Here is a 22,891-nt window from a genome sequence, read left to right as displayed (position 1 = left end):
GTGACACCCACCCAGTCGCGGAACGGCCCCCGGGCCGGGCTCACCGGGTTCGGCGAGCCCGACCCAGGGGTCAGACCGATCGGATCAGAGCTCGACCGAGCTCAGGTCCAGCTCGCCCACGTTGGTGAGCTCGAGCTTCTTGATCTTCTCCGAGTGGCCAGCCTGCTGGCCGTAGAAGTAGATCGGGATGGTCGGGACGTCCTCGTCGACCAGCTTCAGAACCTCTTCGAACTTCTTGTGCGAGTCCTCCAGGCTGCCAGCGGCGCTGGCCTCCTTGGCGCCCGCGTCCACGGCCGGGTTGACGTACTTGCCGTCGTTCGAGGAGCCGTTCGAGACGAAGAGCGGGTTCACCCAGTTCTCGATGTCCGGGTAGTCCTGCTGCCAGGCCGCGCGGTACGGGCCCTTCATCTTGTAGGCGTTGATGTTCTGGCGGAACACCGCGAAGGTGGGGACACCCTCGGCACGCGCGTTGATGTTGAGGTTGGTCTTCACCTGCTGCGCAACGGCCTCCATCCAGTCCTTGTGGCTGGAGTCGGCGTTGTAGTAGAAGACCATCTCACCGGTGAAGCCGCCGGCCTTGGCGAGCAGCTCCTTGGCCTGGGCCGGGTCGAACTTGCAGGAGGTGCAGTTGCCCGCCGGGGCGCCCGGGGTCAGCGGGTTGGCCCAGCTGTCGGCCGGCTTGCGGGTACCGAAGAAGATCTTGTCGCTGATCGCCTGCCGGTCGATCGACAGCGAGACCGCCTTGCGCAGGTCCTTGTTCGCGAACCGCTTGTCGTAGATCGGGAAGGCGATGAACGCGGTCGCCGGGGTGACGGTGTTCAGCGCCCGGTCACCGAGGTCGGCCTTGTACTTCTCGCCGGCGAGCGCGGAGGTCGGAACCGTCTCCATGAAGTCCAGGTTGCCGGAGATCAGGTCGCTGTAGGCGGCGTTCTCGTCCTGGTACAGCTTGATCCCGACGTCCTTGATCTTCACCTTGTCACGCAGGGTGTAGTCGTCGAAGCGGGTCAGCTTGATCTCGACGTTGTCCTGCCACGACACGAACTTGACCGGACCGTTGCCGATCGGCTTCTTGCCGAAGTCCTCGGCCTTCTGGGTGAAGAAGGCGTCCGGCAGCGGCATGAAGGCGCTGTAGCCCAGCTTGGTCGGGAAGACGGCGGTCGGGGCGGCGAGGGTGACCTCGAAGCTCCAGTCGTCGAGGACCTTCAGGCCGGACATCTTCTCCTGCTTCGGCGGCGGGGCCTTCTGCGGGCCGTCGCCGTCCGGGTCGGAGGTGGCCACGTCCTCGTAGCCCTGGATGTCGGAGAAGAAGGAGCCGTTGGCGGCGCCGTTCGGCGAGTAGGCGGCCCAGTTCCAGGCGTCGACGAAGTTCTTCGCCTTCACCGGGGTGCCGTCGTGGAACTTGGTGTTCTGCTTGATCTTGATGTTGAACACCTTCGAGTCCTTGGTCTCGATGGTGTCCGCCAGCGCGTTCTGGGGCGCGCCGCCGTTGTTCGGGTACTCGACGAGACCCGTCCACATCATGTCGATGATCTTGCCGCCACCGGTCTCGGTGGTGTTGGCCGGAACCAGAGGGTTCTCCGGCTGAACGCCGTGGATCGTGATGGCGCCGTCCTTGCTGGCGCCGGCGTCACCACCGTCGCTGTTCCCGCTGGAGCAGCCGGACGCGACGAGCGCGAATGCCGCGCCAACCGCGAGGGCGCCGCTCGCCCGCTTCGAGACTCTCATTCCGAGGGGCCTCCTCTTTCTAACCTGGTTCCGTCGTGGGTTTCACGCACGTTGGGGGGGTGACACCGCCGACGACCCGAACCACAGATCGCCGGTTTACCGCAGAGGAAATCGGGACACCCCAGGGGTACCGATCGCCGGGCGCCACACCCTTCGACGAGGACACCGCGCAGGGTCGACGACCACGCAGCGGCGCGGAGAGCGCGTCACGTGGTCGGCGGGCCCGACGAGATGCCTCACACCGGGGGGTGAGGTGCTGCCACTGTGACACCCACCGGCCCTTTCCGTGAAGGTGCCGTTATCAAGCCGTTAGTTGCCCGCCACGTTGCCGATACTTGAGAAAAGATCACAAACGTCACCGATCGCACGGCTCTGAACAGGAAAGACGTGCCCAGACCTGCCGGGACCACCCCGTACGTCCGGCGCTGTGAGATGCGCCCCGCCCACGCCGGTACGCGACGGACGCTCGCGGTTCTGACCATCCGGACGATGCCGGCCTCGGCCGGCCGTACGCCACGGTCGACCGGCCGGACGAGGGTGCCGAGGTGACCCGGTCCGCCGGGGTCAGACCAGCCGACGGTCGGCGGCCCAGCGGGACAACTCGTACCGGTTCGACATCTGGAGCTTGCGCAGCACGTTGGAGACGTGCGTCTCGACCGTCTTGATCGAGATGAACAGCTCCTTGGCGATCTCCTTGTACGCGTAGCCCCGGGCGAGCAGCCGGAGCACCTCGCGCTCCCGGTTGGTGAGCTGGTCCAGCTCGGGATCGGCGACCGGCGCGTCCGGCCGGGACGCGAACGCGTCCAGCACGAACCCGGCCAGCCGCGGGCTGAACACGGCGTCGCCGTCGGCCACCCGACGGATCGCGTCGGTCAGCTCCTCGGGCGAGATGGTCTTCGTGACGTAGCCCCGGGCACCCGCCCGGATCAGGCCGATCACGTCCTCGGCGGCGTCGGACACGCTCAACGCCAGGAACTTCACCTGCGGGTGGGTCCGCCGCATCGCCTCCAGCACGGCCCGGCCACCGCCGTCCGGCATGTGCACGTCGAGCAGCACCACGTCCGGCTGGGTCGCCGCGATCCGGGCCACCGCCTCGGCCACCGAACTGGCCTCGCCCACCACGTCGACCCGCGCGCCCAGCTCGGCGCGGACGCCGGCGCGGAACATGGCGTGGTCGTCGACGAGGAACACCCGCAGCGGACCCCGCGGCGTCGCGCCCTCGACCGGTTCCTGCTCGGACATGGTCACCTGTCCCTTTCCGTGGTGGCGCCGGAGCCGCTGATCGGCAGGATCAGCCGGACCTCGGTCCCCTCTCCGGGCTCGGACCGGATCTCCGCCCGGCCGCCGTGCCGCTTCATCCGTCCGATGATCGAGCCTCGGACGCCGTGCCGGTGATTCTCCACCGTATCCGGGTCGAAGCCCTTGCCCCGGTCCCGGACGAAGACGCTGACCTGCTCCGGCTCCACCTCGGCGTAGAGCGACACGGTCTGCACCCCGGCGTGCCGGGCCGCGTTGACCAGCGCCTCCCGGGCGGCGGCGACCAGCGCCCCGACCCGCTCGTCGGTCTCGCGGTCGCCGACCACCACCGCCTCGACGGTGATGGCGAACGTGTCCTCCACCTCCGCCGCGGCCTGCTCCAGAGCGGCCGCGAACCGCTCGGTCGGCGAGGCGGTCGGCTTGTAGAGCCAGTTGCGCAACGACCGTTCCTGGCCCCGGGCCAGCCGCTGCACCGTCTTGACGTCGCCGGCGTTGCGCTGGATCAGGGCGAGCGTGTGCAGCACCTGGTCGTGCACCATGGCGGCCAGTTCGGCGCGCTCCTGCTCGCGGATCCGCCCCTCCCGCTCCGACCGGAGCTGGTTCCAGGTGCGCCAGAGCACCGGGCCGGTCACCACGCCCACCCCGGCGAGCCCGACCAGGGCGAAGATGACGCCGTTGAGCACCGCGTCGAAGTTCTGTGCCGGCGAGTAGACCGCGGCCACGCCGATGATGCCGACCGCGACGAGCACGCCGCCGCCGATGAAGCGGAGCACGAACGCCCGCCGGTCGCTCTCCTCCACCACCGCGCCCAGCCAGGGCACGGCCGAGTCACCCCACTGCCGGCGGCGCTCCGGCCCGGACTGGTGCCAGATGACGCCGGCGCCGACCGCGATGATCGCCACCAGCCAGCCGGCGGTCCCGGCGGCGCCCACCGAGTTGAAGGCGAACACCTGCAACAGCAGCACGCCCAGCCCGATCGCCACGAACGGCAGCAGTTGGGTGAGGTCGCGCCGGGGCGGAGCGGCGGTGTCGCCGGGGCGAGGCGGGACCACCGCCCAGAAGGCGGCGTAGAGCAGCAGCCCGAGACCGCTGAGCCCGAGCAGGACCATGAACGCCATCCGCACCCGCAGCACCGGGATGCCCAGGTGGTCGGCGATGCCGGCGGCCACCCCGGCGGCCAACCGGTGCTCGGTGGCCCGGTAGAGGCGCGGCGGGTGGGGCGTGACGGTGCTGCTGATGGGAGGCTCCCGGGTCGGCGCGAGATGCCGGCGACGGCCGACGACCCGATCGTCACACGGCGGGAACGCCCCGGACCACGGGGACGCCCCGGACATTCACCATCGGCGGATCTCAGGGTGGGGTCAGGGTCGGGTCCTGAGGTCGGCCGGGCGGCCGGGGCAGCAGTATCGGAGTCATGACCGAGGACGCTGCCCGTCCGCCCCGCCCCTGGGCGGCAGCACAGGACGATCCGCCGCCGCCCCCGCCGGGGTCGGCATCCGCCGCCGACGACGCGACCCCGCCGCCGGGCGGCGCGCCGTTCGCCGATCCACCACCCGGTGGGTACGCCCCACCGCCCGGTGCGGCCGGCTTCACCACCCGGTACGGGCTGGTCCGCCCCCGGGAGGGCCGCTACCTGGCCGGCGTCTGCGCGGCCATCGGCCGGGCCACCAACACCGACCCGGTGCTGTGGCGCGTCCTGTTGGCCGTGCTCGGCTTCTTCGGCGGCATCGGCATCCTCGTCTACGTCGCCGCGTGGCTGATCATCCCCGGCGAGGGGGACACCGCCTCGCCGGTGGAGTCGATGCTCGGCCGGGGGCGCTCCAGCATGTCCCCGATCACCGTGATCGTGCTCGGCCTCGTGGTCGCGGTCGGCTTCGCCTACGTCGTCACCGACGGCTTCCGGGCCATCCTGCTCGGTGCGGTGATCCTGGTCGGCGGCGCGCTGCTGCTCAACCGCGAGCCCCGCGACGCGGCGGGCCGGACGGGCACGCCCGCGCCCGGGCCGGCGCCGGGCCCGGTGCCACCGGTGGCCTGGCCGGCGCCCTCCCCCGCCGGCCCGGCCCCCGGGTCCTGGGCCGGGTCCGCCGCCCCGGGCGTGCCGTGGGCCGGCGGACCCTCCCCCTCGGTCCCGTCGCACGGACCGGTCGAGGGCACGCCGCCGACCGCCACCGGCCCGTCGGTGGCCGGGGCCCACCCCGAACCGGGTTACCCGCCGGCCACCCCGGCCGAGCCGGGCTACCCACCCGCGCCGTCCGCCTGGCCCGAGCCGCCGGGCTACCCGGCCACGCCGGTCGGGTCGGGTCTACCGACCACCCCGGTCGAGCCGGGCTACCCGGCCACGCCGTTGTCCGCTCCGGGCTGGCCCGCCGCGGCCGGCGTCCGACCGGTCCGGCCCGAGCCGGTGACCGCCGCGCTGCCCGCGGTCACCCCGCCGGTCTCCGGCGCGGCCCCGACGTGGCCGGTCGCGCCCACCACGGGCGGCCCGCTCGGTGATCCGGCGGCCGTGCCACCGCCGGCCCCGGTGGGAGCGCCCCCGCCGCCGGGGGGCTACCGCCCGCCGTTCGCCCCGCACGGCCCGTACGCCGGATCGCGCCCCTCCCCGGCGCCGGTCCGACCGCCGCGACCGCCGAAGCGGCCGAAAGAGCGCTCGGCCCTCGGCGCGATCACGTTCTCGCTGATCTTCCTGGCGCTGGGCCTGGTGGCGATGCTCGACCTGCTCGACGTCTTTCCGGTCGGCGCGGCCGGCTACTTCGCCGCGGTGTTGGCCACCATCGGCCTCGGGCTGCTCGTGGGCACCTGGTTCGGCCGGGCCCGGTGGCTGATCGCTCTCGGTCTGGTCACCGCGGCGGCGCTCGGCGTCGCCACCGTCGCCGAGTCCTACGACCGGGTCCGCGGCATCGACGGGAACGTCACCTGGGCCCCCACCGACCGGCGCGACCTGGCCGACCGCTACGAGAACAACCTCGGTGACGCGGTGCTCGACCTGCGCGCCATCGACTTCGACAAGCAGGACGTCCAGGTGACCGTCGACGTGAACCTCGGCAACGCGACAGTGGTCGTGCCGCCGGACGTGGACGTGACCACGGTGGCGGACGTCAACGCCGGTGAGGCCACGGTCTTCGGCCGGCGCACCGGCGGGCTCAACGGCCGCCACTGGGAGAGCACCGACGCCGGCGCGGACGGCCCCGGCGGCGGCAAGCTGCGTCTCTACGTCCACGTGAACGCCGGAAACCTGGAGGTGACCCGGTGAAGGCCCACCGCACCGACGTCGTGTCGTTCGCCTTCGGGCTCGTCTTCCTCGGGCTGGCCCTCTGGTGGCTGCTGGCCCGGATCCTCGGGCTGGCCGTTCCGCCGGTCGGTTGGTTCCTCGCCGGCGGGCTGGTCCTGATCGGACTGCTCGGGCTGGTCGGGGCCTTGCGCTCGGGTCGCGGGCCGGACCGGGCGGACCAGTCCGACCAGCCGGGCCCGACCGCGGGACCGGAGACGACGGTGGCCGCGCCGTACCGCGACGACGTACCGGTCGACGGCCGGGCGGTGCCCACGGAGGCCGACGAGTGGCCCACCGGCGCGACGACCGACGTGCCGACGCCGGCGTCGGAGGACCGGCCCGCCGACCCGGAGCCCCCGGTGTGGGCGGACCGGCCCGCCGACCCGGAGCCGCTCCGGTCACCGGCCGAGCCGGGGACCGAGGAGCTGGGCACCGGCGGGCCCGCGGGCCGGGCCGAACCGGCCACCCGCGAGCTGCCACCGCTCGACCCGGGTGACGACGACGGATCGCGGGCGGGCCGGGCCGGGTGACGGCCCGACCGCGCCGGTGCGGCAGCGCGACGACGCGGCCTATGCTGGTCGGTGGAGATCCCGCCTCCGCCGGCCGGCCCCGCCATCCCGACCACGCAGGGCGCTCCCCGGCCGGTCGGCCGCCGCCGAGGCGGTCCCGTCCGTCTCTCACTCGTCAGGAGCTCGTCAGACATGACCCAGTCCCCCGCCGTGCGCGTCACCGCTCCGTCCGGTGCGGTCCGCATCGGCGAGCGCGCCGCCCGTACGCTCGTCAGCGAGTTCGCCCGGCGTAACGACCCCAAGGCCGGCCTGCTGGTCGGCGCGACCCCGGAGTCCGCGGTGCTGGCTGCGGCGATCGAGGCGCTGCTCCCCGGCGACCGGCTCGTCGTGGTGCCGGCGGAGGGCGCCGCGGCGGCCGCGCTGCGGGAGCACGTGACGGCCCAGGGCCGCTGGGTCGCCGACCGGGTACGCGTCGTCGACGCCCTCGCCGAGGCGGACGCCGCGGCGGCGGTCGTCGTCGCCGAGCCGTTCACCGGGACCGCCGAGGAGGCCCGCGCCGCGGTCGACGGGCTGTCGAAGTACCTGGCCGACGGGGCGGTGCTGAGCGTCGCCGCGCCGCTGTTCCGCACCGAGGGCGCGGGCGCCGAGCTGGACCGGCAGGGCGTGCTGCACGGCGTCCGCACCGACGTGGTGCTGCGCAACTCCCCGCCGGTACGCGTGCACCACCTGCGCTTCACCCCGGCGCCGGCCGCGCTGGCGGCCTCGTTGTCGCCGGCGTACCGGCCGTCGAGCGTGCCGCTGACCCGACAGATGCACATCGACTCCAACGGCGTGGCCGCCGCCGGCATCACGCTCGGCCTGGCCGCCCTGGCCCGGGCCGCCCGGCCGAAGTCCCGGCTCTGGCTGCTGCCGGCGCTGGCCGCCGCCCCGGTGGCCGCGTTCTTCCGGGACCCGGAGCGGGACGTCCCGGAGGACCCGTCGGCGGTGGTCGCGTCCGCGGACGGTCAGGTCCTCTCCGTGCAGCGGTTGCAGGACGAGCGCTTCGGCGACGGCGAGTGGCTGCGGATCGCGGTGTTCCTGTCGGTGCTGGACGTGCACGTCAACCGCGCGCCGGTGGCCGGCAAGGTGATCGACTACTTCGTCGCCGACGGTGGGTTCGTCAACGCCATGAAGCCGGACGCCGAGCACAACGTGGCGGCGTACACGGTGTTGGACACCGACCACGGCACGGTGGTGGTGGCCCAGCGCACCGGGCTTATCGCCCGCCGGATCGTGCAGCGGGCGCCGGTCGGCTCGCTGCTGGCCCGGGGCGAGCGCTTCGGCCTGATCCGCTTCGGCTCGCGGACCGACGTCTACCTGCCGGCCGACGCCGCGGACCCGCTGGTCGGGCCGGGCGACAAGGTGGTCGGTGGCAGCACGGTCATCGCCCGCTGGCGCTGACCGCGAGAACGCGAGAAGGGGCGCCGCGCGATGCGCGGCGCCCCTTCTGTCGTACGAGTCCGGGTCAGGCGGCCCGGCGCTGGTGCAGCCAGAGCAGCGGGCCGCTGACCAGGTAGCCCACCACCACGAGGGCGAAGGTGAGCCGGATGTCGACGAGCGCGCCGACCACCGGGGCCAGCCAGAGCCACGGCGGCAGCTTCAGCAGCCGGGCGAGCTTGGCGTAGGGGAAGCTCGACACCATGGCGAAGGCGAGCAGCGCCACGCCGGCGACCATGACCAGACCGGAGACCGGCACGCCGATCGCCACGGTCAGGGCGAGCACCGCCGCCGCCATGGTGGTTGGCACGCCGCAGAAGAAGCGGCCGTCCTTGGGCGAGACGTTGAAGCGGGCGAGCCGGATCGCCGCGCACGCGGCGACCAGAGCACAGGCGACCGCGGCGGCGGCCGGGGGCACCGAACCGGCCAGCGAGGCGTAGACCACCACCGGCGCGGCGAGACCGAACGAGCACATGTCGGCCAGCGAGTCCATCTGCGCGCCGAACGGGCTGGCCACGCCGAGCTTGCGGGCCAGGGCGCCATCGAGGCCGTCGAACGCGACGCACGCGATCAGGCAGACGGCGGCGATCCGCACCTCGCCCTGCATGGCCAGGAAGATGGCCAGCATGCCGAGCATGAGGCTGCTCAGGGTGCAGGCGTTGACCAGCGCGAACTTGGCACGGCGGGCGGCGGTGCGCTCGCCGGGCAGGAGCGGGATCGACATCGCCGGGGACTCGTCGACCGGCACGGCCGGGACGAGCACCGGGCTGATCGGGCGGACCGCCTCGATCTCGGCGTCGAGCCGGCCGTAGCGGAGCCGCTGGCGGTCGGCGTAGCGGTGGTCGGGGGTGACCAGGTCGGTCCCGGGGGCGCCGTCACGGCGGCCCACCCGGACCAGCAGCACCTGGCGGGCGAACGTGCTGCTGCGGCGCAACCGGCCCGCCCAGCGACGCCCTGCGGGGCGCGGACTGTCAGTCGTACGACGCCGGCGCCATGGGGCTCTCGGCACGTTTCCTCCATCACCGGATCGGCTGACCGCCCACGTCGGGGCGGGTGTCCGGCTGTCTCGTGCCGGACCTTTCGGGCCCGGCAGCCCATTTGCGGAGTACACCATTGCACAGGGGATAGGGGCTTGGCGATAGCTGCCGGCGGTACTTATAACTCCCTTAACCGCGCGAACCGCTCACTTATTCCCATCTCGGGCTCAACGCCCGTTTTCGTCGACCAATCCCAACTCCCGACTGTACCGGAGGTGGCCCAGACCGGCTCGGCGAGCGGTTCAGCTCACTCGCCGTCCGGTGGCCCGGGCCGCCACGTCGGTCATCCGCAGAGCGGCGACCTCGGCCGGCGCGAACCAGGCGGCCCGGGCGGTGGAACCACCCGCCTGCTCGGTCACCACCGCCTCGGTCGGCGCGTCCACGCGTACCCGGTAGATCACCCGGATGCCGTGCCAGTCCAGTGGGCGGCGTTCCGGGCCGAGCGCGCCAGGATTGTGCAGGTTGTCCACTGCCAGCAGGTCGACCACCCGCCCCAGTTGCCCGGCCTCCTCGACCAGTTCCCGCAGCAGCCCGGCGGCCGGCTGCTCGCCGTGGTCGGTGCCGCCGCCGGGCAGGTGCCACCGCCCGGCGCCCGGGTAGCCGTCCGCGATCATGGTGAGCAGCACCCGGTCGGTCGGATCGGTGACCAGCCCGTACGCGGCGAAACGCTGCCGGCGGTCGGTGGTCGGACCGGCCGGCGCGGCGGGCCGGGCCCGGGGCAGATCGGCCGGCAGCGGCGTCACCGGCAGGTTGAGCAACTCGGCGGTGAACGGCATCAACGGCCGGTCGGCGGCCTCCCCGGGGGTGCACCAGCCCACCTCGTCGGTGCCGCCGGCCGGTTCGGGGCGCAGCCGCCCGCCCCGGGCCTCGACGTCGAAGATCAGCCGGTCGGTGTGCAGCGCGACGCCCTCGTCCCGGAAGACGGACACGTCGGCGACGGCGGCCCGGATCCCGGCGACCACCACGCTCAGTCCGGTCTCCTCGGCGAACTCGCGTACCACGGCGTCGGCCGGGTGCTCCGCGTGCTCGACCCCGCCGCCGGGCAGCTGCCACACCCCCGGGCAGGGACACCCGGCCGCCCCGCGCGCCAGCAGCACCCGCCCGTCCGAGTCCCGCAGCACCCCGTAGGCCCCGACCCGCCGCTCTTCCCGCACCCCGCACCCACCCCGTCCGGCCGTACCACTCCGTCGATCATGAGGTTAGCGGTACCGAGGCGGACATTTCACGCCGTCAACCTCATGATCGCCGGGGTGGGACGGGCGGGGGTCAGAGGAGGTGGGCGGCCTGGACTGCTTCGGCCGTGACCTCGGTGAGGCGGTCGGTGGGGAGGGCGCCGAGCTCCTCCCGGCGGAACCAGCGGGCCTCGCAGGTCGAGCCGCCGACGTCCGTGACGGTGGGCGGCGCGGGCTGGTCGACCACCACCCGGTAGAAGGCGCGTACGCCGTGCCAGTCGATCGGGTAGCCCTCCGGGCCGAGCGAGGCGGCGTCGCGGTGGCTGGCCACCCCGAGCAGCTCGACCAGGCGGCCGGTCTGCCCGGTCTCCTCGACCAGCTCCCGGATCAGCGCGGCGCCCGGCTGCTCGCCGTAGTCGGTGCCGCCGCCCGGCAGGTGCCAGCAGCCGGCGCCCGGGTAGCCGTCGGACACCCGGGTCAGCAGCACCCGCTCCTCCGGGTCGGTGACCACGGCGTACGCGGCGAAGCGCTGCGCCCGGTGCAGCCCGTCGGGGCCGGGGACGGCGTAGAACGAGGGGAACTCGGGGACCTCCTCCGGCACGATGTCGTCGGTGGAGGTGGGCAGGCCCAGCGCGCGTGCGGTGAACGACCGCAGCGGCAGCTCCCGGGCCTCGTCGAGGGTGAACCAGCGGGCCAGGTCGGTCGGCCGGTCGACCCGCTCGGTCAGCGTCCCGCCCCGGACCGACACGGTGTAGAGCAGTCGGTCGGTGTGGATCGTGATGCGCCGCTCGGGCAGCGCCCGCATGTCGGCGAGCACGTCCTGGAGGCCGGCGACCGCCACCGAGAGCCCGGTCTCGGCCGCGGTCTCCCGCACGACCGTGTGCTTCGGGTCCTCACCGTGGTCGACCGCTCCTCCGGGGAGCGACCAGGTGCCGGGGGTGCCGGAGCGCTCCGATGCGCGGACCAGCAACACTCGGCCGTTTGAATCAGCACAAACTGCGTATGCCGCGATCCTGCGCAGCGGCTCCAGCGAGGTGGTCACGGGAGCAAATTCTCCCCGGCCCGGGTTACCTCCATCGAAAAGAGTCAGATTCCTGACTCTCCGCTGGCGCCTCAGGGACGGATCAGGGTAGGCGTCCGGGCGGTCACCGAGGTCGCCCGTCGACCGGCGCGGGACCGTGGAGACATGACCTCCACGAACCCCTCCCAGGCCCCGTACAAGCAGCTCCGCCGGCCGGTCAGCGACCGCATGATCGCCGGTGTGGCCAGCGGCCTCGGCCGCTACTTCGCGCTCGACCCCACCCTGGTTCGGGTGGTCTTCGCGACCGCCACCGTGCTCACCGGCGGGCTGGCCGCGCTCGCGTACCCGGTGATGTGGTTCCTGATGCCCGAGGAGCCGGCCGGCGCGCCCGCCTGGCCGCACCCGCCGGGCACCGCGCCCGGCTGGCCGCCGGTCCCGCCGGCCGGGCCGGGGCCGCAGGCCGGGCCGCCGCCCGCCGCCTGAGCGGGCGTCACTCCCACTCGATGGTGCCCGGCGGCTTGCTGGTCACGTCCAGGACCACCCGGTTGACCTCGGCGACCTCGTTGGTGATCCGGGTGGAGATCCGGGCCACCACGTCGTAGGGCAGCCGGGACCAGTCGGCGGTCATCGCGTCCTCGCTGGAGACCGGGCGCAGCACCACCGGATGGCCGTAGGTGCGCCCGTCGCCCTGCACCCCGACGCTGCGGACGTCGGCCAGCAGCACCACCGGGAACTGCCAGACGCCCCGGTCCAGGCCGGCGGCGGTCAACTCCTGCCGGGCGATCAGGTCGGCCCGGCGGAGCACGGCGAGGCGCTCCTCGTCGACCGCGCCGATGATCCGGATGGCCAGGCCCGGGCCGGGGAACGGGTGCCGCCACACCATCGCCTCGGGCAGCCCCAGCTCCAGGCCGATCGTGCGGACCTCGTCCTTGAACAGCGTGCGCAACGGCTCGACCAGGGAGAACTTCAGGTCCTCGGGCAGGCCGCCGACGTTGTGGTGACTCTTGATGTTGGCGGTGCCGGTGCCGCCGCCGGACTCCACCACGTCCGGGTAGAGGGTGCCCTGCACCAGGAACTCGACGTCGCCGTGCGCGGCGATCTCCCGGGCGGCGGCCTCGAAGACCCGGATGAACTCCCGGCCGATGATCTTGCGCTTCTGTTCCGGATCGGTCACCCCGGCGAGCGCGCCGAGGAACCGCTCCCGCGCGTCGACCACCTTGAGCTTGATGCCGGTCGCCGCGACGTAGTCCTTCTCCACCTGCTCGGCCTCACCGGCCCGCAGCAGCCCGTGGTCGACGAACACGCAGGTGAGCTGGTCGCCCACGGCCCGGTGGACCAGCGCCGCGGCGACCGCCGAGTCGACACCACCGGAGAGGCCGCAGATGACCTCCTTGTCGCCGATCTGCTCGCGGATCCGGGCGACCTGCTCGTCGATGATGTTCTCGGGCGTCCAGGTCGGCGCGACGCCGGCGATGTCGTAGAGGAAGCGGGTCAGCATCTCCTGACCGTGCGCGGTGTGCCCCACCTCCGGGTGGAACTGCACGCCGGCCCGGCGCCCGGCCAGGTCCTCGAACGCGGCGACCGGGGCGCCCGCCGACTCGGCGGTGACGGTGAAGCCCTCCGGGGCCTCGGTCACGCAGTCGCCGTGGCTCATCCACACCGGCAGGTCGGCCGGCAGGTCCCGCAGCAGCACACCGGGCTCGGTCAGGCGCGGGCGCAGCGGGGTGCCGCCGTACTCGCGGTTGCCGGTCCGCGCGACCGTGCCGCCGAGCGCCTGGGCCATCGCCTGGAAGCCGTAGCAGATGCCGAAGACCGGCACGTCGGTGTCGAACATGCCGGCGTCGATCTGCGGGGCGTCCGGGGCGTAGACGCTGGACGGGCCGCCGGACAGGATGATCGCGGCCGGGTTCTTCGCCAGCATCTCGGACACCGGCATGGAATGCGGGACGATCTCCGAGTAGACCCTCGCCTCGCGGACGCGGCGCGCGATGAGCTGGGCGTACTGGGCTCCGAAGTCCACCACGAGGACGGGGCGAGGCGTGCTCATGTGCGCAAAGCCTACCGACAGTCACCGGCCCGGCGGACGCGCCCCGGCGGCGCGTCGCTCCCAGGGTGTTAAGAAGGGGCCCCGCCTCTACCGGAGGCGTTAAGAAGGGGCCCTTCCTTTCACCGCAGCGCGGCGGGGGCGTGGGCCGGGACCGCCGGGTTGCGCGGTGGCACCGGGTCGACCCGGGCGTACGCCGAGCCGAGCGCCGGCCGCGGATCCGCCTCGCCCCTGTTGGGCCAGAACGACATGGCCCGCTCGGCCTGGGCGGTGATCGTCAGCGACGGGTTGACGCCCAGGTTCGCCGAGACCGCCGCGCCGTCCACCACGTGCAGCCCCGAGTGGCCGTACACCCGGTGCCACGGGTCCACCACGCCGTCGTCCGGGGTGGCGCCGATCACCGCGCCGCCGAGGATGTGCGCGGTCATCGGGACGTTGAACGGCTCGGTGACCGCGCCGCCCGGGGTGCCGTCGATCTCCTCGGCGAGCATCCGGACCGCCTCGTTCCCGGCCGGGATCCAGGTCGGGTTGGGCGCGCCGTGACCGGGGCCGGAGACCAGCCGGCCCCGCCGGTAGCGGGTGGTCAGCGAGTTGTCGACCGACTGCATGACCAGCGCGATGACGGTGCGCTCGGACCAGCCGCGCACGGACAGCATCCGTGCCGCCAGCCCCGGCTGCCGGACGATGCTGCCCAGCCAGCGCCGGACCCGGCGCGGGCCGCCGTCGACCAGCAGCGACTGGAGCAGGCCCATGGCGTTGGAGCCCTTGCCGTAGCGGACCGGCTCGATGTGGGTCTGCGGGTCGGGGTGGAACGAGCTGGTGATCGCCACCCCCTCGGAGAAGTCCAGGCCGCGTCGCCGGGCCGCGCCGGACGCCACCGAGGCGCCGAGGATGGCCTCGGAGTTGGTCCGGGTCAGCTCGCCCAGCCGGGGCGAGAGCGCCGGCAGCGCGCCGGTGGCCCGCATCTCGTGCAGCAGCCGCTGGGTGCCCAGCGCGCCGGCCGCGAAGACCACCTGGTCGGCGTGGATCACCGCGCGTCGCTTGCGCAGCCAGGCCCCGGTGCGCTCGGTGTGCACCGTGTAGCCGCCCGCCGGGTCCGGCCGGACGGCGGTCACCGTGGTCAGCGGGTGCACCTGCGCGCCGAGCCGCTCGGCCAGCCAGAGGTAGTTCTTGACCAGCGTGTTCTTGGCGCCGTGCCGACAACCGGTCATGCACGACCCGCAGTGGCTGCACCCGGTGCGGTCGGGGCCGACGCCGCCGAAGTACGGGTCGGGCACGCGCTGGCCGGGGCGGCCGATGTGCACGCCGACCGGGGTCGGGTGGAACGTGTGCGCCACCCCCATCCGCTCGGCCACCGCCCGCATCGCCCGGTCCGCGCCGGTGACGATCGGGTACGTGGTGACGCCGAGCATCCGCTTCGCCTGGTCGTAGTGGCGGGCCAGCTCGTCGCGCCAGTCGGTGATGTCGCGCCACTGCGGGTCGGCGTAGAACGCGTCGAGCGGCTCGTAGAGCGTGTTCGCGTAGACGAGCGAGCCGCCGCCCACCCCGGCGCCGGAGAGCACCAGCACGCCGCCGCCGCTCCTGCGGTCGGCGGAGCGGAGCAGGGTGATCCGCTGGAGCCCGAAACAACCCAGCTTCGGCGCCCAGAGGAACCGCCGCGCCTGCCAGGAGGTGCGGGGGAACTCCTCGTCGGCGAAGCGTCGGCCGGCCTCCAGCACGCCGACCGAGTAACCCTTCTCGGCCAGCCGGAGCGCGGTGACGCTGCCGCCGAAGCCCGATCCGATGACGACCACGTCGTAGCGCATGAACGCATCATTACCGACGGGTAGCTATGGCGCCAGCAAGAGTTTTTCGCAGATCATGCAGAGCGCTTCGACCGCCGGGATTCCCGCCGCTGCAACCTTGGGCCCCGCCCGGCGCGTCGAACCCAACGGGGAGAGGACGAGACCGTGACGAGACGACGCCTGCTGGGCCTGGCCGCCCTGGTGGCGGTGCTGCTGGTCGCCGCCGGGGCGGTGGTGACCACCCGGCTGGTGGCGCACCGCTCCCCCGAGCCGGCCGCCGCGCCGGTCACCTCGGCGCCGGCGTCACCCACCCCGGCCCCGACCTCCGCCAGTCCGACCCCACCGCCCGGGGCCGACCTGACCGGGCCGCTCAACCTGATGCTCGTCGGGGTCGACACCCGGGTCAGCATCCCCGGCTGGGAGCCGCACGCCGACGCCGTGCTGGTGCTGCACGTGCCCGCCGGGCTGGGCCAGGCGTACCTGTTCTCGCTCCCCCGCGACCTGGTGGTCGACATCCCCGCCTTCCCCAAGGCCCGCTACCCGGGCGGCCGGACGAAGCTCACCCACGCGATGAGCTACGGCAGCCGGGTGCCGGGCGACAAGCGGCACCCCAGCACCGCGCAGGGGTACGAGCTGCTGCGCACCACCGTCTCCCGCTACACCGGGCTGCGCATCGACGCCGGCGCGGTGATCACCTTCGGCGGCTTCGACAAGCTGGTGGACACGCTCGGCGGGGTCGACCTCTACGTCGACCAGCGGGTCGCCTCCCGGCACCGCCGGCCGGACGGGACGATGCGGCCGCTGGGCGGCGGCGGCTACACCGGCCCGCAGATGGTCTACGAGAAGGGCACCCGGCACCTGACCGGCTGGCAGGCGCTCGACTACGCGCGGCAGCGCTACACCGCCGGCGGCGACTACACCCGGCAGCGGCACCAGCAGCAACTGCTCCGGGCGCTCGCCCGCAAGCTCGTCGAGCAGGGCACCGCCCGCGACCCGCAACGCGTCGAGCAGATCGTCGCCGCGCTCGGTCGGACCCTGGTGTACGTCGGGGGCGGGCGGAAGCTGGTCGACTTCGCGTACGCCCTCGGTGGCCTGCCATCCGACCGCCTCACCCTGGTGGCGCTGCCCGGCGCCGGCGTGGGCAGCGGCGGCGCGTACCGGGGTGAGCAGCTCCGGCCGCTGGGCCGGGAGTTCCTCACCGCGCTGCGCGGCGGGCGGGCCGAGACGTTCCTGGCCGCGCACCCGACGCTGCGCGTGAAGACCTGAGCCGCTACAACGGCTTCGGGGCGGCCGGCCGCTCGGTGCCGTACAGCCAGGCGTCGAACACCTTGCCGAGCTTCTTGCCCGACACCCGCTCGGCCAGCGCCACGAAGTCGGCGGTGGTGCCGTTGCCGTTCCTCCGCTCGGCCGCCCAGGTGCGCAGGATGGCGAAGAACGCGGTGTCGCCCACCGCCACCCGCAGCGCGTGTACGGTCATCCCACCCCGGTCGTAGACCGAGCGGCCGAACAGGTTCTCCACCCCCGGCTTGCCCGGCGGCGTCCGCCAGACCTGGCCGGGGGCGTTGGCGTACTGCTGCTCGAACGTGCGCTGGACGGTCGAGGAGCCGCTGTGCTCGGCCCACAGCCACTCGGCGTACGTGGCCAGCCCCTCGTTGAGCCAGATGTCCTGCCAGCGCTGGAGCGACACGCTGTCGCCGTACCACTGGTGGGCCAGCTCGTGCGCGACCACGTCGGTGTTGTCGCCCTGCCGGAAGAAGCCGGCGGAGTAGACCGGGCGGCTCTGCGTCTCCAGCGCGTAGCGGATCCGGTCGTCGGCCACCACCACGCCGCCGTACGCGTCGAACGGGTACGGCCCGAAGAGGCTCTCCAGGTAGTCGGCGACCTCGACGGTACGGGCGATCGACCGGTCCGGCGCGCCCTCGGCCACCCGGGTGGTGACCGCGCTGTAGACCGGTCGTCCCTTGTGCTGCCCGGTGGTGACGCGGAACTTCCCGATCACCACAGTGGTCAGGTAGCTCGCCATCGGCGAGCCCTCCGACCAGCGCCAGGTGGTCCAGCCGCCGGTGGTCGTCCGCCCCTTCGGCACGCCGTTGCCGACCGCCGTCAGCCCTTTGGGAACGGTGATCTCCAGGTCGTAGGTGGCCTTGTCCGACGGGTGGTCGTTCACCGGGTACCAGGTGCTCGCCGACTCCGGCTGGCCGAGCGCGATCGCCCCGTCCGCGGTGTGCAGCCAGCCGCCCTCGCCGAGCGCCTCGTTGCGCAGCGCCTCCGGCCGACCGTCGTACCGGATCTCGGCCACGAAACCGTTGCCGGAGGTCAGGCCGGTGGCGGGCGTGACGACCAGCTCGTCGTCGTCGCGGGCGTGCCGGGCGGCGGCGCCGTCGACGGTGACCGAGCGGACGGTCAGCCCGGCCAGGTCCAGGTTGAACGTGGACAGGTCGGTGGTGGCGGTGGCCCGCACCGTGGTGGTGCCGGTGAGCTTGTCGGTGTCCGGGTCGTAGCGCACCTTCACGGTGTAGTGCGCGACGTCGTAGCCCCCGTTGCCGTAGCCCGGGAAGTAGGGGTCGCCGGCGCCGGGCGCCCCGGGCGCGAAGCGGCGCGTGGCCGACGGCTCGGGCGCGGTCGGCGCCGCGGCGCTCCGGTCCGCCTCGGGCGATCCGCAGCCGGCCAGCAGCAGTGTCCCGCAGGCCAGCAGGCCGAGCCCTCGTCGTCCGCCGCGCCGCGCCATGATCTCGATCCCTCCCGGGGCCCGAACGGCGGCCCCGCCCGCGGGCCCGCTCCGCCCGCGGCAGCCTACCGAGCGGCGATCACGTCCGCGTCACGGCAGGCCCGGCGGGGTCGCCCCGACCAACCACGCGTCGAGCAACGCGCGCAACGGCCGCCCGGCGGTCCGCTCGGCGTACCCGACGAAGTCGGCGGTGGTGACGTTGCCGTCCCGGTGCTGCGCCAGCCAGCCGCGCAGGATCCGGTAGAACGTGTCGTCGCCGACCGCGCGGCGCAGCGCGTGCACCGCCAGCGCGCCCCGCTGGTAGACCGCGTCGCCGAACATCCCGGCCCGGCCCGGGTCGACGGTGGGCCGGGTCCAGTCGGTGGTGGCGTACCGGTCGGCGACGGTCCGCGCCACGGTCCGCCCGCCGTCGTGCTCGGCCCAGAGCCACTCGGCGTACGTGGCGAACCCCTCGTTCAGCCAGATGTCGCTCCACCGGGCCACCGAGACGCTGTCGCCGAACCACTGGTGGGCCAGCTCGTGCGCGACCACCTCGGTGTTCGGCCCGCCCCGGAAGAATCCCGGCCCGTAGACCGGGCGGCTCTGCGTCTCCAGCGCGTACCGGATCCGGTCGTCGGCCACCATCACTCCGCCGTACGCGTCGAACGGGTACGGCCCGAAGCGGGCGGCCAGGAAGTCGGCGACCTCGCCGGTGCGGGCGACCGACGCGGCGGCCGGGCCGTCCGCGGGCAACGCCGAGGCGACGGCGGTGACCAGCGGCCGACCGGCGTGGGTGCCGCTGGTGACCCGGTAGTCGCCGATCACCAGCGTGCTCAGGTAACTGGCCATCGGCGAGCCCTCGGACCAGCGCCAGGTGGTCCGGCCGCCGCTGCTCGTCCGTCCCTTCGGGACGCCGTTGCTCAGCGCGGCGAGCCCGTCCGGCACGGTGATCGCGATGTCGTAGGTGGCCTTGTCCGACGGATGGTCGTTGACCGGGTACCAGGTGCTGGCCGACTCGGGCTGGCCGAGCGCGATCGCCCCGTCTCCGGTGGCGTGGAAGCCACCGTCGCCCAGTTCCGCGTTGGGCAGCGGCTTCGGCACCCCGCCATAGGTCACCTCGACGGTGAACCGCCGGCCCGACGGCAACCCGTGTGCCGGGGTGACGACCAGTTCGGCGTCGTCGTGGCGGTGCTTCGCCGGCTCGCCGTCCACCCGGACCCGGTCGACGTCGAGGCCGGCCAGGTCGAGCTGGAACCGGGACAACGCCTCGGTGGCGGTCGCGGTCAGCGTGGCCGTGCCGGTGAGCCGGTCGTCGCCCGGGTCGTAGCGGACGTCCAGCGCGTAGTGCCCGACGTCGTAGCCACCGTTGCCGGCCCCCGGCACGTACGGGTCACCGGCGTCGGCCGCGCCGGGTCGGAACCCGCCCCGGTCCTCGCCGGTGCACCCGGTCGCCAGCAGCGCCACCGCCAGCGCGGTCGCGTACCACCGCACCCGTCTCACCCCGGCGAGCCTAGACGCGCGACGGCGCGGACGGGGTCGAACCCGCGTCCGCGCCGTCACGTCGGGTCCGCTCAGCGGTCGAGGACCAGGCCGACCTTCTGGAACTCCTTGAGGTCGCGGTAGCCGCACTTGGCCATCGCGCGGCGCAGCCCGCCGAAGAGGTTGAGCTGGCCGTCCGGCTCGTCGGCCGGGCCGAACAGCAGCCGCTCCATCGAGCCGAGCGGCTCGCCGGCCACCTCGAACGCGCCCCGGGGCAGGGACGGGTGGCTGGCCGCGGAGTGCCACCAGGCGCCGCCGGCCGGGGCCTCCTCGCAGAGCGACAGCGGCTCGCCGAGCATCACCGCGTCCGCGCCGCAGCCGAGGGCCTTGGCGATGTCGCCGGAGGTCTGCATGTCGCCGTCGGCGATCAGGTGCACGTACCGGCCGCCGGTCTCGTCCAGGTAGTCGCGGCGGGCCGCGGCGGCGTCGGCGATGGCGGTGGCCATCGGCACCCGGATGCCGAGCACCGACTCGGTGGTGGACCAGTCGTCGCCGCCGATGCCCACGATCACGCCGGCCGCGCCGGTGCGCATGAGGTGCAGCGCGGTCTTGTAGTCGGTGCAGCCGCCGACGATGACCGGCAGGTCGAGGTCGGCGATGAACTCCTTGAGGTTGAGCGGCTCGTCGGTGGTGGAGACGTGCTCGGCGGAGACCAGCGTGCCCTGGATGACCAGGATGTCGACGCCGGCGTCGAGGATCACCGGGGCCAGCGCCAGGGTGTGCTGCGGCGACACCCGGACGGCCACGGTGCCGCCGCCGGCCCGCAGCTCGCGGACCCGCTCGGCGATCAGGTCGGGGCGGATCGGCTCGGCGTAGACCTCCTGGAGGCGTTTGGTCGCGCGCGCGTCCTCGCCGAGGCCGGCCAGCTCCTCCAGGATCTTGGCCGGGTTCTCGTAGCGGGTCCAGAGGCCCTCGACGTTGAGCACGCCGAGGCCGCCGAGCTGGCCGAGGCGCACCGCGGAGGCGGGGCTCATGGTCGCGTCCGAGGGGTGCCCGACACAGGGGATGCCGAACGGGTAGGCGTCGAGCTGCCAGGCCGTGGAGACGTCGTCGACGTCCCGGGTGCGGCGGCTCGGCACGATGGCGATGTCGTCCAGGTGGTAACCGCGCTGCGCGGTCTTGCCCAGCCCGATCTCGACCACGTCACGCATGGGGACTCCAGATGTGTTCGGGGGTGGAGGGGGGTCAGCGGGTGTGGTAGTTGGGCGCCTCGACGGTCATCTGGATGTCGTGCGGGTGGCTCTCCTTGAGCCCGGCCGCGGTGATCCGGATGAGCTGCCCACGCTGGTGCAGCTCGGCGATGCTCTCCGCGCCCGCGTATCCCATGGCGAGCCGCAGGCCGCCGGTGAGCTGGTGGGCGACCTGGGCGAGCGGGCCGCGGTAGGGCACCTGGCCCTCGACGCCCTCGGGCACCAGCTTCTCGTCGCTGGTCACGTCCTGCTGGAAGTAGCGGTCCTTGGAGTACGACTTGACCTGGCCGCGGGACTGCATCGCGCCGAGCGAGCCCATCCCCCGGTAGGCCTTGTACTGCTTGCCGTTGACGAAGATCAGCTCACCGGGGCTCTCCTCGCAGCCGGCCAGCAGGCTGCCGAGCATCACCGTGTCGGCGCCGGCCACCAGCGCCTTGGCGATGTCGCCGGAGTACTGGATGCCGCCGTCGCCGATGACCGGGACGCCGGCCGGCCGGGCCGCCCGCGCCGCTTCCATGATCGCGGTGATCTGCGGGACGCCCACCCCGGCCACGATCCGGGTGGTGCAGATGGCGCCCGGACCGACGCCCACCTTGACGCCGTCGGCGCCGGCGTCGACGAGCGCCTTCGCGCCCGCGTAGGTGGCGATGTTGCCACCCACGATGTCGATGGTCACGTCCCGCTTGAGCCGGCCGACCATCTCCAGCACCGCCCGCTGGTGACCGTGCGCGGTGTCCACGATCAGCACGTCGACGCCCGCGTCGACGAGCGTCCGGGCCCGCTTGTACGAGTCCTCGCCGACCCCGATCGCGGCGGCGACCCGGAGCCGGCCCGCCTCGTCCTTGGTGGCCTCCGGGTACTGCTCGCTCTTGGTGAAGTCCTTGACCGTGATGAGGCCACGCAGCGCGCCGGACTCGTCGACGATCGGGAGCTTCTCCACCTTGTGGCGGCGCAGCAGGTCGAGCGCGTCGTCCTTGCTCACCCCGACCGGTGCGGTGATCAGCGGCGTCCGGGTCATGATGTCGCGGACCGGCGTGGCCGGGTCGGAGACGAAGCGCATGTCGCGGTTCGTCACGATGCCGACCAGCTGGCCCTGCCCGTCGACCACGGGCACGCCGGAGATGCGGTAGCGCCCGCAGAGCGCGTCCACGTCACGGAGCGTGTCGTCCGGGCTGGCGGTCACCGGGTTGGTGATCATGCCGGACTCGGAGCGCTTGACCAGGTCGACCTGGAGCGCCTGGTCCTCGACGGAGAGGTTGCGGTGCAGCACGCCGATGCCGCCCTGGCGGGCCATGGCGATGGCCATCCGGGCCTCGGTGACGGTGTCCATCGCGCTGGACAGCAGCGGGACGGTCAGCTCGATGTTGCGGGTGAGGCGGGTGCGGGTGTTGACCCGGCTGGGCACGACGTCCGACTCGCCCGGCTGCAGCAGCACGTCGTCGAAGGTCAGCCCGAGCGGCACCACCCGGGCCGAACCGGCCGGCAACTCGGGCAGATGGCCACCCAGCTCCCCGCCGTCGCGGCCGGCCGGGATCTCGGTGCTGGGTGAATTCTCCACGATTGCTCCCCTGAGCTGGTCGAACGGGCTGCAGCGAGGCGGCGCGCGCGGGCACCGGCGTGCGCCGGCGTGACGGCGCGTCGCCTCATCGTACCCACTGGCCTGCCCCGCCCCGGGCAGCGGCGGGCCTGGCGTAGGCCGGGCCACAGCACGGCCGTGGGCGGGCTTTCCGGCGGCGCGGGGTCTACGGTGAGGGGGTGCACGACGAGCCCATCGACCCGTTCAACGGCGACCCGGCCGATCCGGCTGCCGGCCTGCACGATCCCGGCGACGAGGACGCGCTCGACCCGCTGACCGAGGTCGAGCGGCAGGACGTCCTGGAGGATCTCGCCGACCTGGAGATCTACCAGGCCCTGCTCCAGCCGATCGGGGTGCGCGGGCTGGTGATCGAGTGCGAGGACTGCCGCGAGCCGCACTACTTCGACTGGGACCTGCTCCGGGGCAACCTGCGCCACCTGCTCAACTCGGGGCGGCCCCGGGTGCACGAGCCGGCCTACGACCCCGACCCGGACCACTACGTGAGCTGGGATTACGCCCGCGGCTACGCCGACGGCGTGCACGACACGCTCACCGAGGGCACGGACGACTCCGCGGAGGAGTGACA

17 protein-coding genes and 1 pseudogene are annotated in these 22,891 nt (G+C 73.5%); 6 read left to right on the top strand and 12 right to left on the bottom strand.

Annotation, left to right across the window (positions count from 1 at the left end; all coding sequences use genetic code 11):
* Positions 1–84: 84 nt before the first annotated feature.
* From GA0070622_RS06950 to GA0070622_RS06940, 3 genes are all read right to left on the bottom strand, one after another.
* The gene (locus GA0070622_RS06950) at positions 85–1,725 is read right to left on the bottom strand and encodes a peptide ABC transporter substrate-binding protein (RefSeq protein WP_091570402.1); all 1,641 of its coding nucleotides are present in this window, start codon (positions 1,723–1,725) and stop codon (positions 85–87) included.
* A gap of 564 nt (positions 1,726–2,289) precedes the next feature.
* On the bottom strand, positions 2,290–2,967 hold the full coding sequence (locus tag GA0070622_RS06945) for a response regulator (RefSeq protein ID WP_091570399.1): 678 nt from the start codon (positions 2,965–2,967) through the stop codon (positions 2,290–2,292).
* 2 nt (positions 2,968–2,969) lie between these two features.
* A complete protein-coding gene (locus GA0070622_RS06940; RefSeq protein WP_245666550.1) occupies positions 2,970–4,151 on the bottom strand; it encodes an ATP-binding protein in 1,182 nt (393 codons plus the stop codon).
* Between the two features lie 245 nt (positions 4,152–4,396).
* Between GA0070622_RS06940 and GA0070622_RS06935 the strand changes: the two genes are divergently transcribed.
* From GA0070622_RS06935 to GA0070622_RS06925, 3 genes and pseudogenes are all read left to right on the top strand, one after another.
* Positions 4,397–6,232 (top strand): PspC domain-containing protein, encoded by a 1,836-nt coding sequence (locus GA0070622_RS06935; RefSeq protein WP_091570391.1) that lies wholly within the window; start codon positions 4,397–4,399, stop codon positions 6,230–6,232.
* Positions 6,229–6,412: pseudogene (locus tag GA0070622_RS33655) on the top strand (hypothetical protein); the annotation flags it as partial. The gene GA0070622_RS06935 and the pseudogene GA0070622_RS33655, both read left to right, overlap by 4 nt.
* 539 nt (positions 6,413–6,951) lie before the next feature.
* The gene (locus GA0070622_RS06925; protein WP_091570386.1) at positions 6,952–8,199 is read left to right on the top strand and encodes a phosphatidylserine decarboxylase; all 1,248 of its coding nucleotides are present in this window, start codon (positions 6,952–6,954) and stop codon (positions 8,197–8,199) included.
* Positions 8,200–8,263: 64 nt separating this feature from the next.
* Here the strand turns inward: GA0070622_RS06925 and GA0070622_RS06920 are convergent, their stop codons facing one another.
* The 3 genes from GA0070622_RS06920 to GA0070622_RS06910 form a co-directional block, all read right to left on the bottom strand.
* Complete coding sequence (locus GA0070622_RS06920) at positions 8,264–9,169, bottom strand: CDP-alcohol phosphatidyltransferase family protein (protein ID WP_091570384.1); 906 nt, start codon at positions 9,167–9,169, stop codon at positions 8,264–8,266.
* Positions 9,170–9,514: 345 nt separating this feature from the next.
* Entirely contained in the window at positions 9,515–10,426 is a 912-nt protein-coding gene (locus GA0070622_RS06915; protein WP_091570380.1) for an NUDIX hydrolase, read from the bottom strand.
* 112 nt (positions 10,427–10,538) lie between these two features.
* Positions 10,539–11,486, bottom strand: coding sequence for an NUDIX hydrolase (locus GA0070622_RS06910; protein ID WP_091570375.1), 948 nt, complete (start codon positions 11,484–11,486; stop codon positions 10,539–10,541).
* A gap of 144 nt (positions 11,487–11,630) precedes the next feature.
* Here GA0070622_RS06910 and GA0070622_RS06905 point away from each other — a divergent pair, with 144 nt between their 5' ends.
* A complete protein-coding gene (locus GA0070622_RS06905; protein WP_091570370.1) occupies positions 11,631–11,948 on the top strand; it encodes a PspC domain-containing protein in 318 nt (105 codons plus the stop codon).
* A gap of 7 nt (positions 11,949–11,955) precedes the next feature.
* Here GA0070622_RS06905 and guaA read toward each other — a convergent pair whose 3' ends face one another.
* Together guaA and GA0070622_RS06895 are read right to left on the bottom strand one after the other, a co-directional pair.
* On the bottom strand, positions 11,956–13,512 hold the full coding sequence (gene guaA / locus GA0070622_RS06900; protein ID WP_091570365.1) for a glutamine-hydrolyzing GMP synthase: 1,557 nt from the start codon (positions 13,510–13,512) through the stop codon (positions 11,956–11,958).
* Between the two features lie 119 nt (positions 13,513–13,631).
* Positions 13,632–15,314: an FAD-dependent oxidoreductase gene (locus GA0070622_RS06895; protein ID WP_091570360.1), complete on the bottom strand. Its 1,683-nt coding sequence runs from the start codon at positions 15,312–15,314 to the stop codon at positions 13,632–13,634.
* 144 nt (positions 15,315–15,458) lie between these two features.
* Between GA0070622_RS06895 and GA0070622_RS06890 the strand changes: the two genes are divergently transcribed.
* Positions 15,459–16,559: an LCP family protein gene (locus tag GA0070622_RS06890; protein WP_091570356.1), complete on the top strand. Its 1,101-nt coding sequence runs from the start codon at positions 15,459–15,461 to the stop codon at positions 16,557–16,559.
* 4 nt (positions 16,560–16,563) lie between these two features.
* Here GA0070622_RS06890 and GA0070622_RS06885 read toward each other — a convergent pair whose 3' ends face one another.
* The 4 genes from GA0070622_RS06885 to guaB form a co-directional block, all read right to left on the bottom strand.
* Entirely contained in the window at positions 16,564–18,021 is a 1,458-nt protein-coding gene (locus GA0070622_RS06885; RefSeq protein WP_091570351.1) for a M1 family metallopeptidase, read from the bottom strand.
* A 90-nt stretch (positions 18,022–18,111) separates the two neighbouring features.
* A complete protein-coding gene (locus GA0070622_RS06880; RefSeq protein ID WP_091570348.1) occupies positions 18,112–19,500 on the bottom strand; it encodes a M1 family metallopeptidase in 1,389 nt (462 codons plus the stop codon).
* Positions 19,501–19,571: 71 nt separating this feature from the next.
* The gene (locus tag GA0070622_RS06875; protein WP_091570345.1) at positions 19,572–20,690 is read right to left on the bottom strand and encodes a GuaB3 family IMP dehydrogenase-related protein; all 1,119 of its coding nucleotides are present in this window, start codon (positions 20,688–20,690) and stop codon (positions 19,572–19,574) included.
* Between the two features lie 34 nt (positions 20,691–20,724).
* Positions 20,725–22,287 (bottom strand): IMP dehydrogenase, encoded by a 1,563-nt coding sequence (guaB, locus tag GA0070622_RS06870; protein WP_091570342.1) that lies wholly within the window; start codon positions 22,285–22,287, stop codon positions 20,725–20,727.
* Positions 22,288–22,484: 197 nt separating this feature from the next.
* Here guaB and GA0070622_RS06865 point away from each other — a divergent pair, with 197 nt between their 5' ends.
* Entirely contained in the window at positions 22,485–22,889 is a 405-nt protein-coding gene (locus tag GA0070622_RS06865; RefSeq protein ID WP_091570338.1) for a DUF5319 domain-containing protein, read from the top strand.
* The last annotated feature ends 2 nt before the right edge of the window (positions 22,890–22,891 follow it).

Origin of the sequence: Micromonospora sediminicola (assembly GCF_900089585.1) — a bacterium.
Taxonomy (GTDB): Bacteria; Actinomycetota; Actinomycetes; order Mycobacteriales; family Micromonosporaceae; genus Micromonospora; species Micromonospora sediminicola.
Note: the sequence above shows the minus strand (reverse complement) of the source record. Positions and strands in the feature narration are given on the sequence as shown.